This is a genomic window from Vibrio sp. Vb1980 (genome assembly GCF_033338615.1).
GTDB lineage: Bacteria > Pseudomonadota > Gammaproteobacteria > Enterobacterales > Vibrionaceae > Vibrio > Vibrio alginolyticus.
Map to the genome: position 1 here is coordinate 325,715 of NZ_JAWOSZ010000002.1, position 16,296 is coordinate 342,010.

Here is a 16,296-nt window from a genome sequence, read left to right on the forward strand (position 1 = left end):
GATTTTATTTCTTGATAAATCACCTTGATTTCATTTTTTGAAATTATTGAACCTCACGTATTGCATATAATCTCAGCAGGTCACTTGCCCATGAAGTGGATCCATAACTTTATCTTTGCTCTTTCTATTTGCACTATCAGTTTGGTTGCCCTTTATAGTGTGCTTGGCGATACGCGAAAGCTGACCATTACACCTGAGCATTTCAATATCTATGCAACTAAAGATGCCAGTGAAGGAGGTGTGAGTGAGGCTGATATCACATACGATCGGCAAAGCCTAGTTCTTAGCTGTGAACTAAAGCAGAGCTCGTATGCTTGGCCTTACTGCGGAATCTCGGTTTATACCGATTCAGCAACGCCAACACAGGGTATTGACCTTTCCAACTACCATACGATTCGATTGAAGGTGCGATATGAAGAGGCAGGAATAGGGGCTAACCCTAGCCACGACCTACGTTTGTATCTTCGCAATTATAATTCTGAGTATTCCAAGCCGGACGACGAGTACACCATTAAATATAATGGCATGCAGTTTTCTCCGTCGGGTTCGAGCGATATTGTCGAAATTCCGATTAAAAATCTTCAGGTGATGACCTGGTGGTTAGCAGATAACGGAGTCGCGATTGAGCACTCTGCACCTGAATTTTCAAACATCACACGTATTGATATTGCAACTGGGTCTGGTGCGGCACTTGGTAAACATAGAATTGTGATTGATAAAATTGAGTTTGAAGGCGCTTACCTTGCGCAAGAAACATTGTTGTATGCATTATTACTCTCTTGGATGGCGCTTGGACTGGCTTTTTCACTGCATGAGTTGCGAAAAAATAGAGTGGCTTATGAAAAAGCGCAAAAGCGTCACCGTCATTTGGAAAAGGTGAATGATACTTTGCGAGCTCAAAACTATGAGTTTGCAGAGTTAGCGCATCGAGATGCTTTGACGGGCGCGATGAACCGATATGCTGTGCAACACTGGCTGGAACAACAATCTCGTCAGGTTCGCTGGGGGCATAACACCTTCAGTATTCTCTATTTGGACTTGGATAAGTTTAAAAAGGTGAACGACAAATTTGGGCACCAAATGGGGGATGACATATTGCGCGAATTTGTCATGGTGGTAGCGACTTCTATTTACTCAGACGATCGACTCGTTCGTTGGGGCGGCGAAGAGTTTGTCGTATTTTGCCCTGATACCAATATTGAACAAGCGTTAGAGAAGGCAGAAATGATTCGCAAAAATGTGGAGGATCATTTGTGGGTGCACGGTGATTCATTAACTTGCAGTATTGGCGTTGCCCAAATGCAGAATGAACGCGTCTCAGAAACCATGGCGAGAGCTGACGAAGTGTTGTATCAGGCGAAGCGCAATGGCCGCAACCGAGTGGAAGCTCATTATGGTTTACTTGCTTGCGAAAAGAAGCAAGCCTGATAGCCGTTCACTGAAAGGAAAGAAAAAAGGTGGCCAACTGGCCACCAAGAGGGAAACTGCTGAACACCACTTAGGGGGGAAGTTTGGGTTATCGATACGATTACCGTGAGCAGCAGTGTAGTGCTAATCGAACTTGCTATTTTTACCAGAACAACCAAGCGAAAAGCGTTAGTGCAGCAATACACGCAATGTTTAATACGAAACCAATTCGCATCATTTCTTTTTGCTTGATATGACCCGTACCGAACACAATCGCGTTTGGAGGTGTTGCAACTGGTAACATAAATGCACAAGATGCAGCGACGGCAATCAGTGCAGAAAGAATAACCGGAGACATGCCTAAGGCTTCTGCAATGGTCGCAAATACAGGGACAAGTAGCGCAGCACTGGCGGTGTTACTCGCAAACTCAGTCAAGAAGACAACAAAAGCAACCACTGCAAGAATCGTTAAGAGAATACCGGCTTGCTCAAGGAAGCCTGACAAGCTATGAGCCAAAAATACGCTTGTTCCGGTTGCTTTTAGGACGTTACTCAGACAGATACCACCACCAAATAGGATTAACACACCCCAGTCGGTTGTTTTCTCAATATCTTTCCACTCGACGGCGCGAGAAGCACCAAGTAGAAGGATGGCGCCAATAGCTACAAGAGTATCGAACTTCGCGAAGCCACCCAGCATAGCGTTAATAGGCTTACTGAATATCCACAAAGTTACGGTCAGTAAGAAAATCGCCAACGTAATCATTTTGCCGTTTGTCCATTCGACTGGTTGATGGTCAAGGTCAAACTTGTGGCTAAGGTCAGGCTTAGTCATCGTGTACAATACGAGGATAGCGATTGGCATTAATACTAGGGAAATAGGTACACCAAACTTCATCCATTCAGTGAAGCTTAGGCCAACTTCAGCGGCTGCAATTGCGTTTGGTGGGCTACCAACCAGTGTTGCAATACCACCAATTGAAGCACTGTAAGCGATACCGAGTAGAACAAACAAAAAGGTGTTGTGGTTTTTCTTGGCGTCTAGCTTTGTCATCACACCCAGCACAAGCGGTAACATCATCGCGGCGGTGGCGGTGTTTGAAATCCACATTGACAGGCCAGCACTCACACCAAATAGCATGAATACAGCGACAGACATTTTTCCTCTTGCCAGCAATAGTACTTTATCTGCAATCGCTTGATCTAACTTTTGTTTATGTAGAGCCGCAGCTAGTGCAAAACCACCCAAAAATAGAAAAATGATGGAGTTGGAAAAGTTATTCAGTGCGGCTTGAGTGTTGAACACACCCAAAAATACCGCAAGTAGTGGTATGAGCAGCGCAGTAATGCTGACGTGAATCGCTTCGGTTAGCCACAGAATAGCAACAAAAACTAAGATGCTCAGGCCGGTTACTACTTGTGGTTCAAAGGGTAAGGTATTAAACAAGATAATGAACAATAGGATATTCGCGTTCAAAATCATGCTGTTGCGAGTGAAGAACCAATTCTTCAATGTCACAGCGAGTGCGGTCATGGGTAGTGCTCCTTTTGCATTGCCTTTTGTCGGTTTTTTTATGGCAAAGTAACTGACTTGTAGTTATTTATTGATGAAATGTTACTTTGAATGCGAAAAAGAGTTTTGCCTGAATCGTAGAGCAAATTAGAAAGTGTGATGTTGAGAATTGGAAATGGGTAGAAAACTACCCATTTGTTTTATAGAAATGTTACTAGGCTTGTGAGCCACGTTATTCCTCTATTCGACGGGGACTTGAAGAGGCTCGTTAGCTGCTTTATTTGGCTCTTTTACTGCGACGATAGGTTCTTGAGGGCCAAGAAACTTAGGCTGCGTATTGATAATGTACAGGTCTAAAAACGCTTTCACACGGGCTAGCAGTTCTCGAACACGCATCGATGTTTTTTGCTTATTGGCCGTCGGCCCTGCTACCGCGAGACACTGTGCATCAATGCTGTAAGCATCAGCGATGAACAGTGCGCGTTCACAGTGAAAGCGCTGAGTCACAATCAGAAATCGCTCCGAAGCAAAAATTTTTTTTGCTCGTACAATCGAATCTAAGGTACGAAAGCCAGCATAATCAAGGTGAATCACTTCTTCAGGCACGCCTGCTTTAAGTAAGTCGCGTTTCATTGTCCACGGTTCGTTGTATGAACGGTGGGCGTTATCACCACTCAATAAAAACTGTTTTACTTTGCCTTGGTTGTAAAGCTCAATCGCCGCATTAATGCGATGAGTGTAGTAAGTGTTGAGGATCTTTCCGATGTATTTACTGGTACCAAGAACTACGGCAACCTCATGTTGAGGGATTTGCTCGTATTCAGTGAAAATGCTCTCTTTGGCTTGTAAAACCACCCACCGGTCGATGGCTATAACAGAAACAAGCAGACTAAGTGCAGAGATCGACAAAATCAAAGCAAATCGCTTCCAGGAAAATTTCAGCTTCCACTTTGATCTTATGCGAGAAAACAACAAAACGTTTTATATCCTTAACTAAAAATGTAGTTCTCATCATATCTGATAGAAACAAAAAGAGAGAAGCCCATTTATGCCAAAATCTGGTTAGGATGATAAAAAAATAAAAGCCCCTACATGGTAGGGGCTAATTATTAAACGAATTGTCTCAAGCTTAGAACGCAGTGCGTTTGTAGCGGCGGTAAACAGGTTGCCAGAACGACTGTTCAATTGCCACGTTCAATGCTTCATCAGTAATTTCTAATGCGACACCTTGTTCAATTGCCTTTTTACCAACGGCAAATGCGATTTTTTTCGACACTAAGTGGATCTCTTCCAGTGGTGGAAGTAGTGCACCACGACCATTGATTGCTAGAGGAGAACATGTTGCTAGCGCGCGACTTGATTCCATTAGCATCTCGTCAGTGACACGTTTTGCATTGACAGCAAGTACACCAAGGCCAATGCCTGGGAAGATGTAGCTGTTGTTACATTGTGCAATAGGGTAAGTGCGACCTTCATGAACCACTGGCTCAAATGGGCTACCTGTTGCAACCAGTGCTTCACCATTTGTCCAACGAATGATGTCGTTCGGTGTCGCTTCCACGCGGCTTGTTGGGTTCGACAGTGGGAAGACAATCGGACGCTTACAGTGTTTATGCATTTCTTCGATGACTTCTTGGCTAAATAGGCCAGGAGCACCAGAAACACCAATTAGTACCGTTGGCTTGGCGTTACGCATTACATCGAGTAGTGAGAAGCCATTTCCTTCATTTTCCCACTCTTTCGTATTGGTATGCTTTTGCACCAAGCGTTGTTGGAAATCAAGAAGGTTAGGCATGCCTTCTTGTAACAGACCCCAACGGTCAACCATGTAAACTTGTGAGCGAGCTTGCTCGTCAGAAATTCCTTCCGATACCATTTGTGCGATGATCGCTTCTGCGATACCACAACCAGCAGACCCTGCGCCTAGGAAGGTAATACGTTGTTTAGAAAGCTGAGTTCCTGCTGCTTTACAAGCTGCAAGTAGAGAGCCAACAGTAACAGCAGCGGTACCCTGAATATCATCATTGAAACAACACACGCGGTCTTTGTAACGCTCTAGAAGAGGCATCGCATTTTTCTGAGCAAAGTCTTCGAACTGGATCAAAGCATCAGGCCAACGGCGCTGTACCGCTTGGATAAACTCTTCTACAAATGCATCGTATTCTGCACCCGTAATACGAGGATGACGCCAACCCATGTACATCGGATCAGCTAAGCGTTGCGGGTTATTGGTACCCACATCAAGCACGATTGGTAGCGTATAAGCAGGGCTGATACCGCCACACGCGGTATATAGTGACAGTTTACCGATAGGAATACCCATGCCGCCGATACCTTGGTCACCCAAGCCAAGGATACGTTCGCCATCTGTCACAACAATCACTTTAACGTTGTGGTTTGCTGCGTTGTTCAGCAAGTCGTCAATACGGTCACGGTTCGGGTATGAAATGAACAGACCACGACCACGACGGTAAATGTTAGAGAAGTTTTCACATGCTGCGCCAACAGTCGGCGTGTAGATGATAGGCATCATCTCAGAAATGTGATTTTGCACTAGGCGGTAATACAATGTTTCGTTGGTGTCTTGGATATTACGCAGATAAATGTGTTTATCCATATCGCTTTCGAAACTTTTGTATTGCTGGTAGGCACGTTCCACCTGCTCTTGGATAGTTTCGGTCGACTCTGGAAGCAGACCTTCTAAGTTGAATGAACTACGTTCTTCAGCAGAGAATGCACTGCCTTTGTTCAAAAGAGGGGTTGCTAAAAGAGCCGGACCCGCATATGGAATATATAGTGGGCGTTTATCGTTGTTCATTGGGTGCCTTATGTAGGGTTGAAGGATGCGCACCAAATTTTAACGGGTTCACTATTTAGTTGTAAACATGCGTTGATGCACATCAATGTAATGTCGCAAAAAAATTCAGATACCGACGAAAATATCGGCAATATTGGTTGTTTAGAGATACCTAAAGCAGGATTTTTTTACTTGGGTATAATGTTTTGCATCATCAAATCAAATCCAATTTCTATGTTTCAACTACCTATCGACAGCCTGCAAGCCGAGTTTGACCATCATGTAAGCCTTAACCATCTTGTGGTGGAAGCCGAAACCGGGTCGGGTAAATCTACCCGCTTGCCCATGTGGGCGGCAAAACACGGACGCGTTCTGGTTATTGAACCACGTCGAATTGCTTGTACCTCGCTGGCTGAATTTCTTGCGGAGCAATCTGGAGAGCCAATAGGTCGCAAAGTCGGTTACGCGATCAAGCTTCATGCCTATTTTGATGAAAAAACCGAAGTTGTATTTGTCACTCCGGGGGTTGCACTGCGTTGGTTTTCGGAAAACAAGCTAGCAGACTTTGATATCGTGATAGTGGACGAATTTCACGAGCGACGCTGGGATATTGATCTATTAACCGCCATTTTGAAGCAAGAAAATCAACATCGATTGATCGTCACTTCCGCTACCTTAGAAGGCGAAAAGCTTGCTCGTTACCTGAATGCTAAGCGTCTGCGTTCGGAGGGACGTTGCTTTCCAGTCACGGTGACACATCGTTCTACAGACAGCCGCTATTTACCGAACAAAAAGGGATATGAACAGGAAGTTGTCGGAGCGGTAAAAGAAGCACTGGAAGATGAAGATGGCGATATTCTTGTTTTTCTCCCAGGACGTAAAGAGATCGCCCAATGCGCGCAGATCCTACAAAGCAGCAGTGATGTCATGGTGGTTAAACTTCATGCCTCGGTCAGTGATGAAGAACGACATCGTGCGCTGACGGTACAAAAGCAACGGAAAGTCGTATTGGCAACCAACGTCGCGGAAACCTCTCTGACCATTCCTAATATCCGTGTGGTAATCGATAGTGGTTTAGAGCGCAGAACTGTACAACGAAATGGACGTACAGCACTGACATTAACCAACATTTCTAAGGCCAGTGCCGCGCAGCGAATGGGGCGAGCAGGTCGCGTTACCGAAGGGGCTTGTATTCGTCTATATGGTGAGCACGCGCCTTTAGAGTTGGTGACACCTCCAGAATTACACAGAGAAGAGCTCGTCGAGCCCATGCTGGCAGCGGCTTGTTGTGGGTACCGTCTCTCAACACTCGATTTTCTCGACTCAATTCCCCCAAAGTCGCTAGAGGCATCTCATTCGACGTTGTTATCTATGGAAGCGATTGATGAGGATGGCAATGTCACGCAGCACGGTAGAAAAGTATACCCACTACCTATTGATGCACTGTTTGCCGATCTCGTTACCAGAATTCAAGCGAAGCCAGAGAAGGAAGCAATGATTGATTTGGCTGCCGCCTTATCTGTGACTGCGCAGCTCTATCAGCGACAAAGTGGTGAAGTCGCTGAGCTTCTGTCTCAAGAGGAACCATACGGGTGTGATGCCTCTTTGCTTATCCGTTTGGTTCGAGGGGAGCGACTTCCGGGCATTGTCATTGATGCCAGCGCACTCGAAGAGGCACAAGGTTTAGCGAAACAAATGCGAGAAGTATTTGAATTACCGGAACTTGACGTTGCCTCTCGATATAAACGTGAAGCGCTCTTTTTCTCCATCGCCTCATTGCACCCTGAGCTTGTGTTTGTCCGACGAGCTCGTCGAAGGGATGCTCTAGGAAATGGCGTAGTCGAGATGCTGGTTGGGCGTAACAGCCGCTTTCCTGACAAAGAAGAAGCGGCAATCGTGCTAGATAGCCATAGCGTGCCAGGACGAGGCGTTAAGCAAACACTGAACCTCGCATCGGTTATGATGCCTATCCCGCTGACATTATTACGCGAACTTGAATTTGGGGAGTGGCAACAAGGTGAGACGAATTATGAAGAGGAGACCCCAAGAGCAACAATGCACCTGGTCTACGCCGGGCGAACAATCTGTACTGAACATCAAGCGTTAAAAGGTGATGTTGCTGTTCAGTCTATTGTCGAAATGATAGAAGACGAGACACTGTTACCAGGTTTTGCTTCTCAAAGAAAACAGCAAATCCAACACTGGAAACTCTACAACGCATTGGGCCTTAATGCCGAAGGAGAAGAGGTTAACGACTTGGCCTCCTTGACATTTTCTAGCTGGTTAAAGGATCAGTTGGAAACATTAGGCGTTGAAAACACCGATGATATGGCGTTGTTTGAACCAGAAGACTTAAAATTTAACGGTGTTCCAGAATGGGAATACGACGATTTCACGGAGCAGTACCCTTTAGAACTTTCGCTGCCAGAACTCCAACTAGATGTCGAGTATTACGCGTCTCGTAAGCTGGTACAGGTCGTTTATCGAGAGGGAAACCGTAAGGGAGACCCGAAGCGTTGGGAGCTGCCACGTTGGGCTGGTTGGAAGATACAGTATAAAAAGGCCAGTCGAGTGATTGATGTAAAGTAGGTCGGGGGATGACGTTGTGACAAGAATTGATATTTTCTTGGTGAATCTATAATGATTTCATATTGATATCGTTACTTACGTGTTGTTTTTAGTTTCTTAATTGAAATATTAATCAATTGAATGCTTATATATGGCGAAGCTGTACATCAGTTGTTACAAAGCTGGTTTTAATATTTCCTTTTGTATGTAAATTAGGGCATAAAAGACGAATGTTTTATATCCCATTGCTATATCAAAACAGTTGAACGATATTTGGTATATCTCATTTTCGAGTGTCGGGGGCATAGAATGGATCAACAAGGAAAGACGTGCATTGAATTCGACTACACTAGCTTTTTAGGGGCGACAGGTAGTAAAAAATGGACCTTCTTAGAGGCATTTGCCACCATCGCGCCTATTTTCGGTTTGATGTGGAAACAGAACATTGCGGAATTGAGCAAGCCTGAAGATCGGTTGTGGGATGCCGCATTAAAATCGATGTCTTCTCGTAAAAGTGATGAATCCAATTTGGTCCGCTTAACCCAGTTAGCTAAACATGAAGGGATCAATGAATTGCGAGTCGTTATGCCATATTCGCTCGATGTTCAGCAAATCGAGTACATAGAATCTCGCAGTCAGTTGAAGGTGGATACGTCAGAACAAGATGTTCTTAACATCAAGTTTTAGGCTGAGTATTTCCACTTCATCGATGTACTACTTAACAATAGTGCAATGAAAAGCGACCTCAAAGTAGGTCGCTTTTTTATTTTGAGGTTTTTGTCACAGGTCTTGGAAGTGTGATGAATATAGAGTATTTGCACTTAAATTAACAAAAATGTAACGTTTGGAAATGCAATTGTCATAACTAGCTTCTAACTTTGTGTTTTTAGGACAAATTACCGACTAAGTGGTTGGTACTGTAAGTTCGAATTAACGTCCCTTATTGGCACACAAGGATGATTGAGTCACCACGTCATTTGGGCATAAAAACAAACACAATAAGAAAGGAAGTCAATATGTCTTTGTCTCGTCGAGACTTTATGAAAGCTGCCTCTTCAACGGCGATTGTTACCGGGCTGGTGGGTTGTGGTAGCGATGCTAGTGAATCTGTTGCGGTTACCTTTGAGCACGGGGTGGCGAGTGGAGATCCTACTCAAACACAAGTAATCATTTGGACTCGAGTTACGACCTCAGCAAGCTACGCAGATGTAAGCTGGCAAGTTTCTTCTAATGAAAATTTTACTGATATCGTACAAAGTGGCACTTTCGCTACAGATACGAGCCGAGATTTTACGGTAAAAGTTGATGTTCAAAACCTCAACGCAAATTCTCACTATTACTATCGATTCATGGTTGGAGATGTCACTAGCGAAGTCGGGCAAACTCAAACATTACCAGAGGGTGGTGTAGAAAAGGCATCCATGGCCGTTGTTTCTTGTGCAAACTATCCTGCTGGTTATTTCCATGTGTATCGAGAGATCTTAAATCAACATGAGCAAGAACCGTTTGATGTGGTACTTCATCTCGGTGATTACATTTATGAGTATGGGGCTGGTGGCTACGCTAGTGAAGATGCTGAGGCACTAGTGCGAGAGCCAAGCAAAGGCACTGAATGCATTACCTTAGATGATTACCGAAAACGGTATGCGCAATATCGCCAAGATGCTGATCTGCAAGCGTTACATGCGAGCCTACCAATGATTGCAGTCTGGGATGACCATGAGCTTGCAAATGATAGTTGGAAAAATGGTGCGGAAAACCATCAAGAAGAGGAAGGCAGCTTTAATGATCGTCGTGCAGCTGCGGCTGCCGCGTGGACAGAATGGTTGCCCGTTCGTGAAAACACTTTCTCAAACATGCTGATTTACCGTCAGTTTTCGTTTGGAAGTTTAGTCAATTTGATGATGCTCGACACGCGACTTGTGGGGCGTGATAAACCGTTGGATTATTTCTCGCTCAGCTCACCAACGATGGAAGCTATTGGCGGTTTAGTTGCTCAGTCGCGCAGTCAAGACCGAGAGCTGTTAGGCGGTGACCAACTCGCTTGGCTGATGGATGCGTTCAGTACGCACGACGCAACTTGGAATGTGCTAGGGCAACAAGTGTTAATGTCTCGTATGGAGTTGCCAAGTTCGGTTATGACCGCGATGTTTCAATTGTTTACTGCCACTGAAGAACAAAAAACAGAGGCGTTATTAGCGGTAAACTCTGCGATTACGGGTTATCTCTCTGACCCAAGTTTAGATACCATTGCTTTGCCATATAACCTAGATGCATGGGATGGTTACTACGTTGAGCGAGAGAACGTTTATCAACTGGCCAAAGCCAGCAGTGGTAACTTTGTCTGTTTGGCAGGAGATACGCACAATGCATGGGCAAGTGAGCTTAAAGACGTATCTAAGCATCCTATCGGGGTAGAGTTTGCGACTAGCTCTGTGAGTTCCCCTGGGTTAGAGGCCTACCTCGCGTTAGACCCTGTCGCGATCGCTCAAATGGAATACACGCTGCCGCACTTAGTGTCAGAATTACAGTGGGCAGACATCAAACAGCGTGGCTTTATGCGCGTTACTTTTACGCCCGACAAGGCAGAGTCGACCTGGTATTTCGTATCAACGATTAAAGACAAAACATATCAGGTGACGACCAAGTCAGCCTCCACAACTGATGGTACTACGTTAAATATCGGCTAAAATGAGCCTAATACGAAAAAAGTCCGCAGGCTATTGCGGACTTTTTATTGGAAAGCGTTTAGCTAATCTAGCGACAGTGCTAGTCAATCAATCCGTATTCTTTGCTCAGAACCTCGATGATTTCCGCTTTCGGATTCTCACTCAAATGAATCGGCTTGCCTGTAATCTTCTCGGCAATACCAATGTAAGTGCTCGAAATCGCCATCAAAGATTCGACGGGCAAAGCATTATCACGAGCGAGAGCTTCGCGCTCAGGCATACGTTCTTTGTTTAGCAAGATATCTGGGTCAGGGAAGTGGTTAAGTAGGAACTGGCGGAAACCTTCTTTTGAGTTCTCTACGATGTGACCTGCTTGGTACTCTTTAGCATCCCATATACGAGACGAGTCTGGTGTACCCACTTCATCCATGTAAATCAGCTTTTCATTGCCAGCAGCATCATGAACATAACCAAATTCGAATTTGGTATCGACAAAGATTTGGTCAATTGCTTCTAATGCTTGGCTGATAACGTTAAAGCCTTCTTTCAGCAGTTTTTCGTAGAGTGCGATATCGTCCGCACTTGAGAAGTTAAATGCTTCGTAGTTGTCTACGATATCTTGACGAGTAATATTAACGTCATCCGCTTCTGGCACACCGGGAATGCCTTTTAGAATGCCTTTTGTGGATGGGGTCATTAGCAACTCTGGCAGTGCTTTGTCTTTTTCTAACCCTTCAGGAAGTTGGATTCCACAAAACTCGCGCTCGCCATTTGCGTAAGCGCGCCACATCGAACCCGTGATGTATTTGCGGCAGATGGCTTCGATTTTTACCGGTTTGGCTTTTTGTACAATCCAAACAAAAGGGTGAGGAATGTCTAGAATATGGCTATCTGCTAAGCCATTTTCTTTGAACAGTTTGAACCAGTGATTAGAAATCGCATTAAGCGCAGCCCCTTTACCCGGGACACCATTAAGACCACCTTCAGCATGCCAAATACAATCGAACGCAGAGATTCGGTCGCTAATCACCATGATAGCCAAAGGCGCATCTGGCGCGACATTGTATCCTTTTTCTTTGATCAGTCGGGCGCTGTCTTCATCAGTTAACCAGTAAACTGAACGAACTTTTCCACTATGAACGGGTTTATGGGTGCGAATTGGCAGGTCGTCATTGACGGCAAGTACTTGATTAGCAAGGCTCATTGCGACATTCCTATCATCTTAATCAAACGTCAGAAAGAGAAGATATTCAGCAAAATGTGGGCGCTGAATAAATCGAATGTGGGCATCATACCAGAACTATTTTAACTCGCCAGAGAAAAAGCAAACGTTTGCCTGTTTTCTTTAATACAAAAAAATGCCCCCTTAAAAAGGAGGCGAGATGCAGGATGGATAACGTCGATCTTGTTAGTGGTACTTATTAACTCTGCCTTCGACGAAAAAGACTTCACACTGATAACGTTGAGCAATATCGCGAAGCATTGATTGATTCATTAGGGCAATCTTGTTCGATGCGACGACAGCGCTAGCGTTACCAGACTGAATAGCTTTAATCACGATTTCCACTTCAGAAAGCTGTTGAGACGGCTTCATCTGAATGATGTTTTTACAGCAAATATTAGAAGCAGTGAGTTGTTCAAAGTCTGGACGAGGGCAGTCTGCTGTAAACAAAATCCATTGTTTCTGCTGCGATAAAACAGCCAGCTTAGATAGAAGCTGATCCGAAACGGCCATGGGCTTAGTTGCTTGTGCCAATACGTTGTAGCGAGAGTATGTATGAGATTGACTTTGTAACTGCATCTTACTGTTCCTTTATACATGCTGTATGCCTATACAGTAGTTTGTTTTGGCGACCTGATCAACAAGTTTCTCAAAAGTTATTTGCGGTTTTTTGAGAAGGAAATAAAAGGATTTTATTTTAAGTAATTGAATTTATTTGTTTATTTTTCATTTCTGATATGTCTAACATCAATTTAAAAATGTGAGGTGAGTAGAAAGTTGGACGAGAGACATACAGGGGTTTACTACTGTATATACAGGTGTTTTTCACGGACAATGGTTTGTATACAGTGGGAGAGGGCTGATAACCGATGCGACGTGCTATGTAAGATAGGAGGGAATACGAGATAGAGATTGGAAATAGGGCTTGGCCGATCAAAAAAGCGCCTTAAAAGGCGCCTTTGAAAATCAGTTCCGTTGATTCCGTCTTGCTTAGCTCGCTTGTTGCAAGCGTTCGCGCATTTGTAATTCGCCTAGGTTAAATAGGCGCACGTCGATTTTCGCCATATCGTAGCAAGCTTTACATGAGTAGTGGTGCTTGCCATCTAAATAATCGTGACGAGTTACAAGGCTAGGTTTTTTACACCAATCACAGGTGCCTTCTTCAGTGAACATTGATTTTCTCCCCACCTAGATTAATTTGAGTCGTTAGGTGTTATTTTGCGCCGGGCATTATGGCATAAAAGCGCGACTTAAGTTAAATGTCTGTTAATTTGTTTGAGAGGGAGATCGATTGCGGCGCTTGATTATATAGGTCTAAAAGCATGCTAGCCAAAGTATCCTGACCTATTTTTACTGTTTTGTAACATTTTGTGAGACGAGCTTAAAGGCATGATTGAGTCGCTTCATTTCTTCTTCACTGCCTCTTGTGTCAGGATGATAAAGCTTTGATAGCTGTCTATAGCGTAGCTTGATTGCTTGTAAATCAGGGATGTGTTGTGGTGTGTAGCCAAACATAGCACACGCGACGCTTAGCTTATGGTTCTCTGCCTGGGTTTTGGATTTCTTAAATTCTTTGAATACTTTCTCTAGCTGGCGTTTCAGTTGCTTGTTCGTAAACTCTAGCTCTTTTATTTTTTTCGCCATTCGTTGATTTTGGCTTTCCTCTTTGGCTTCAAGCGCTTTTCTATTCTGCTTAAGTTTCTTGATTACGAGAAAACTTAAGCCGCTGATGATGAGTATCGCCGCTAGCCAGATCAGCCATAAAAACTGCGAGTGTTCTACTTTGGGGTTTGCAACTGTGCTTTTCTCTTCCTGTGCTTGCTCAGCCTTTTTATCGAGCGACTTTATTTGCGAGACTTGTTTAGCTCGCAGTTGGTTGAAGCGCTGCTCTAATAGTTGATTATAAGCTTGTTCTGCTGCTGGATTATGCTGAGAAGCCATTTGATACAAGGCTTCAGTCAATTGAGAAGTTGTGACCTTATCTGGATTGCGCTGAATAAAATCGGCGAGAAGAAAGCCACGATCGGTTGGGTCATTGAGTGCGATAGAGGTTAGCCAATATAACGCTTGTGTTTCATTTTTTTCACCATTGATCCCTTTAGCAAAGTCGTTCGCGAGCTGTTTTTGTGCAGGGAGGTAACCTTGGTTGGCGGATTGCTCTAGCCAGTAGCGCGTTTCTGGTGAGGCTTCAGCTTCGTTTGATGCCAATAATTGTTGTGCGTACTCGTATTGTTCGATGGGGTCATTTGGAGCTTGAGAGGCAAGCGAGTAACCAGAAAAGCTGAGGCTAAATAAGCAGAGTAGGGCAGACGTTTTGACAGACATCAATATGTCAGGCCTAACGATAATGGTTAGGCCTGCTCCGGTAATTTTTTATTATTACCGTTATGGTGCAACCAAATTACTTCAGTGGCAAGATCTGGATTTCAACACGACGGTTGCACGCACGACCTTCAGAAGTTTGGTTTGAGCAAATTGGGTTACGTTCGCCGTAGCCGCGTGCAATTGCACGACCAGGTGCAACGTTTTGAGATACTAGGAATTGACGTACGGACTCTGCACGGCGCTCTGACAACGTTTGGTTGTATGACTCACTACCTGTGCTATCCGTGTAACCGTCAATAACGAGACTGGTATCTGGGTACTCAACTAGGATGCGAGCAACACCGCGTAGAGTATTATGGATACTAGCATCAAGCTGGTAAGAGCTTGAAGAGAAGCCGATACCGTTTTCCATACGCAGTAAAAGCTGATTTTCACCAACACGCTGAACTTGTACGCCAGAGTTTAGCAAAGCGCGACGTAATTCCGCTTCTTGTTGGTCAAAGTAGTAACCAACGCCAGCGCCAGTCGCTCCGCCTGCGGCTGCACCAATGAGTGCATGCTGACGACGTTCTTTAGCATCATCACCCGTTGCTAGGCCGATTGCTGCGCCAGCGATCGCACCAATAAGCGCGCCTTGCGTGGTGGAGTTAGTTTCGTATTCACCCGTTGTTGCATTTTGGCGTTGAGTGGCTTGACAGCCAGTAAGAGCTAGCACTAGAGCTAGTGCTAGTGCAATAGGCATCTTTTTCAAGGGAAAATCTCCGTATAAAACTGAGGCGAAACCATGCCTCATAATGGGATGCGAATTATGAATAAACAAGCATTAATATTTGTTATGAGAAAGTAAGATTGATAAGAGTTTCTGTAAGAAAATTCCTATCAATACTGCCAAAGCTCTCAAAGTAAGCCCGATAGACATCGAAGTCATTGCTGCTTATGTGAATCCTTTACTATTCTGGCTATTTCGATGAATCGCCCAACATTTTGCGTGCTTGTTCGCCGCCCACTCCACGGTTAACTGAAACCTTTCTACCTTTCTTTAAGCCCACTTCGTAGTCTTCAGTTAGGTTTTTCATCGCTTCTTTCAATTGCTTCTTGAACGTTTCGCGGTCAATGTTTTGGAATTCTTTATCAATATAGTCATTAATTTTATTGGCCGACTCTTCATCTGGAGAAATAATTGGCAATTTTTCAATCGCGCCTTCCACCCAGCCAGATACAAATGAGTTCACACGGCGAGTCACTTCCTGAGAAGAGGTGCCGGTGCCAGCAAAGCTGTTTCGGAATTGTCCGGTACTTTCGTTCATCTCGCGATAAACAATATCGAAAGCAAATGCAGCAAAAATAGCGCGATCTGCTTCACCGATAAATTCGACACGTTTGAGCCCTTTGTGATTCAACAATACTGCTTCGACACCGAATTTTGTGTTAATGCCGCGAATCACTCGCAATATGGTAGAACTGATGTTCGCTGGTAGCAGATGAGAAGATTGTGTTTTTCCCATTCTGATGAACTCAATATCGTCTTTATCGAGACCATATTTAAGCATGAGGCGATGTGCCATTTTGATAGCATTGGCAGCCTCATTAACATTAGCGGAATTGCCCAGTTCTAAGCACTTGGCGATTTTTTTCAGAGCTTTTTGTTTATCCATCGACAACCAGTAACGAAAGCAGAAAATTTATGAAGTCAGACATATTACCTTTTTTGACATAAAAACGAAATACAAGGTGGGACTGAAGATAATTTCTGCACATAAAAAGAAGCCTCGCATTAAGCGAGGCTGGCGTTTTA

Annotated in this window: 13 protein-coding genes; 4 read left to right on the forward strand and 9 right to left on the reverse strand. The window is 44.3% G+C overall.

Features of this window, described 5'->3' with window-relative positions; all coding sequences use genetic code 11:
• Positions 1-90 precede the first annotated feature (90 nt).
• Positions 91-1,428: a GGDEF domain-containing protein gene (locus R7F64_RS04685; protein WP_167415147.1), complete on the forward strand. Its 1,338-nt coding sequence runs from the start codon at positions 91-93 to the stop codon at positions 1,426-1,428.
• A gap of 142 nt (positions 1,429-1,570) precedes the next feature.
• Here R7F64_RS04685 and R7F64_RS04690 read toward each other — a convergent pair whose 3' ends face one another.
• The 3 genes from R7F64_RS04690 to R7F64_RS04700 form a co-directional block, all read right to left on the reverse strand.
• Complete coding sequence (locus R7F64_RS04690) at positions 1,571-2,941, reverse strand: SLC13 family permease (protein ID WP_017634863.1); 1,371 nt, start codon at positions 2,939-2,941, stop codon at positions 1,571-1,573.
• Between the two features lie 219 nt (positions 2,942-3,160).
• Positions 3,161-3,895 (reverse strand): vancomycin high temperature exclusion protein, encoded by a 735-nt coding sequence (locus R7F64_RS04695; protein WP_005388862.1) that lies wholly within the window; start codon positions 3,893-3,895, stop codon positions 3,161-3,163.
• A gap of 154 nt (positions 3,896-4,049) precedes the next feature.
• A complete protein-coding gene (locus R7F64_RS04700) occupies positions 4,050-5,738 on the reverse strand; it encodes an NAD-dependent malic enzyme (RefSeq protein ID WP_005377977.1) in 1,689 nt (562 codons plus the stop codon).
• Between the two features lie 213 nt (positions 5,739-5,951).
• On the opposite strand from R7F64_RS04700, the gene R7F64_RS04705 reads away from it, so the two are divergent.
• The 3 genes from R7F64_RS04705 (at position 5,952) to R7F64_RS04715 (ending at position 10,975) form a co-directional block, all read left to right on the forward strand.
• Entirely contained in the window at positions 5,952-8,306 is a 2,355-nt protein-coding gene (locus R7F64_RS04705; protein WP_230238183.1) for a helicase-related protein, read from the forward strand.
• Between the two features lie 288 nt (positions 8,307-8,594).
• A complete protein-coding gene (locus R7F64_RS04710; protein ID WP_005377965.1) occupies positions 8,595-8,972 on the forward strand; it encodes a hypothetical protein in 378 nt (125 codons plus the stop codon).
• Between the two features lie 329 nt (positions 8,973-9,301).
• The gene (locus tag R7F64_RS04715; protein ID WP_182039658.1) at positions 9,302-10,975 is read left to right on the forward strand and encodes an alkaline phosphatase D family protein; all 1,674 of its coding nucleotides are present in this window, start codon (positions 9,302-9,304) and stop codon (positions 10,973-10,975) included.
• Positions 10,976-11,054: 79 nt separating this feature from the next.
• Here the strand turns inward: R7F64_RS04715 and R7F64_RS04720 are convergent, their stop codons facing one another.
• The 6 genes from R7F64_RS04720 to R7F64_RS04745 all read right to left on the reverse strand — a co-directional run bounded on the left by R7F64_RS04720 (position 11,055) and on the right by R7F64_RS04745 (position 16,156).
• The gene (locus R7F64_RS04720; RefSeq protein WP_182039659.1) at positions 11,055-12,158 is read right to left on the reverse strand and encodes a phosphoribosylaminoimidazolesuccinocarboxamide synthase; all 1,104 of its coding nucleotides are present in this window, start codon (positions 12,156-12,158) and stop codon (positions 11,055-11,057) included.
• A 204-nt stretch (positions 12,159-12,362) separates the two neighbouring features.
• A complete protein-coding gene (locus R7F64_RS04725; protein ID WP_130546007.1) occupies positions 12,363-12,755 on the reverse strand; it encodes a SulA-like leucine-rich domain-containing protein in 393 nt (130 codons plus the stop codon).
• Between the two features lie 411 nt (positions 12,756-13,166).
• Positions 13,167-13,349, reverse strand: a complete 183-nt coding sequence (locus tag R7F64_RS04730; RefSeq protein ID WP_182016170.1) for a hypothetical protein — start codon at positions 13,347-13,349, stop codon at positions 13,167-13,169.
• Positions 13,350-13,526: 177 nt separating this feature from the next.
• A complete protein-coding gene (locus R7F64_RS04735) occupies positions 13,527-14,501 on the reverse strand; it encodes a molecular chaperone DnaJ (protein ID WP_017634859.1) in 975 nt (324 codons plus the stop codon).
• A gap of 76 nt (positions 14,502-14,577) precedes the next feature.
• Positions 14,578-15,243 (reverse strand): OmpA family protein, encoded by a 666-nt coding sequence (locus R7F64_RS04740; RefSeq protein ID WP_318071540.1) that lies wholly within the window; start codon positions 15,241-15,243, stop codon positions 14,578-14,580.
• A 217-nt stretch (positions 15,244-15,460) separates the two neighbouring features.
• Positions 15,461-16,156 (reverse strand): DUF2786 domain-containing protein, encoded by a 696-nt coding sequence (locus R7F64_RS04745; protein ID WP_005377954.1) that lies wholly within the window; start codon positions 16,154-16,156, stop codon positions 15,461-15,463.
• Positions 16,157-16,296 lie beyond the last annotated feature (140 nt).

What these genes read in the sequence shown, in the direction of transcription:
- R7F64_RS04725 (WP_130546007.1), bottom strand. Translation starts at nt 12,755, where the DNA reads ATGCAGTTACAAAGTCAATCTCATACATACTCTCGCTACAACGTATTG.
- R7F64_RS04710 (WP_005377965.1), top strand. Translation starts at nt 8,595, where the DNA reads ATGGATCAACAAGGAAAGACGTGCATTGAATTCGACTACACTAGCTTT.
- R7F64_RS04745 (WP_005377954.1), bottom strand. Translation starts at nt 16,156, where the DNA reads ATGGATAAACAAAAAGCTCTGAAAAAAATCGCCAAGTGCTTAGAACTG.
- R7F64_RS04730 (WP_182016170.1), bottom strand. Translation starts at nt 13,349, where the DNA reads ATGTTCACTGAAGAAGGCACCTGTGATTGGTGTAAAAAACCTAGCCTT.
- R7F64_RS04735 (WP_017634859.1), bottom strand. Translation starts at nt 14,501, where the DNA reads ATGTCTGTCAAAACGTCTGCCCTACTCTGCTTATTTAGCCTCAGCTTT.
- R7F64_RS04720 (WP_182039659.1), bottom strand. Translation starts at nt 12,158, where the DNA reads ATGAGCCTTGCTAATCAAGTACTTGCCGTCAATGACGACCTGCCAATT.
- R7F64_RS04700 (WP_005377977.1), bottom strand. Translation starts at nt 5,738, where the DNA reads ATGAACAACGATAAACGCCCACTATATATTCCATATGCGGGTCCGGCT.
- R7F64_RS04690 (WP_017634863.1), bottom strand. Translation starts at nt 2,941, where the DNA reads ATGACCGCACTCGCTGTGACATTGAAGAATTGGTTCTTCACTCGCAAC.
- R7F64_RS04685 (WP_167415147.1), top strand. Translation starts at nt 91, where the DNA reads ATGAAGTGGATCCATAACTTTATCTTTGCTCTTTCTATTTGCACTATC.
- R7F64_RS04715 (WP_182039658.1), top strand. Translation starts at nt 9,302, where the DNA reads ATGTCTTTGTCTCGTCGAGACTTTATGAAAGCTGCCTCTTCAACGGCG.
- R7F64_RS04705 (WP_230238183.1), top strand. Translation starts at nt 5,952, where the DNA reads ATGTTTCAACTACCTATCGACAGCCTGCAAGCCGAGTTTGACCATCAT.
- R7F64_RS04740 (WP_318071540.1), bottom strand. Translation starts at nt 15,243, where the DNA reads ATGCCTATTGCACTAGCACTAGCTCTAGTGCTAGCTCTTACTGGCTGT.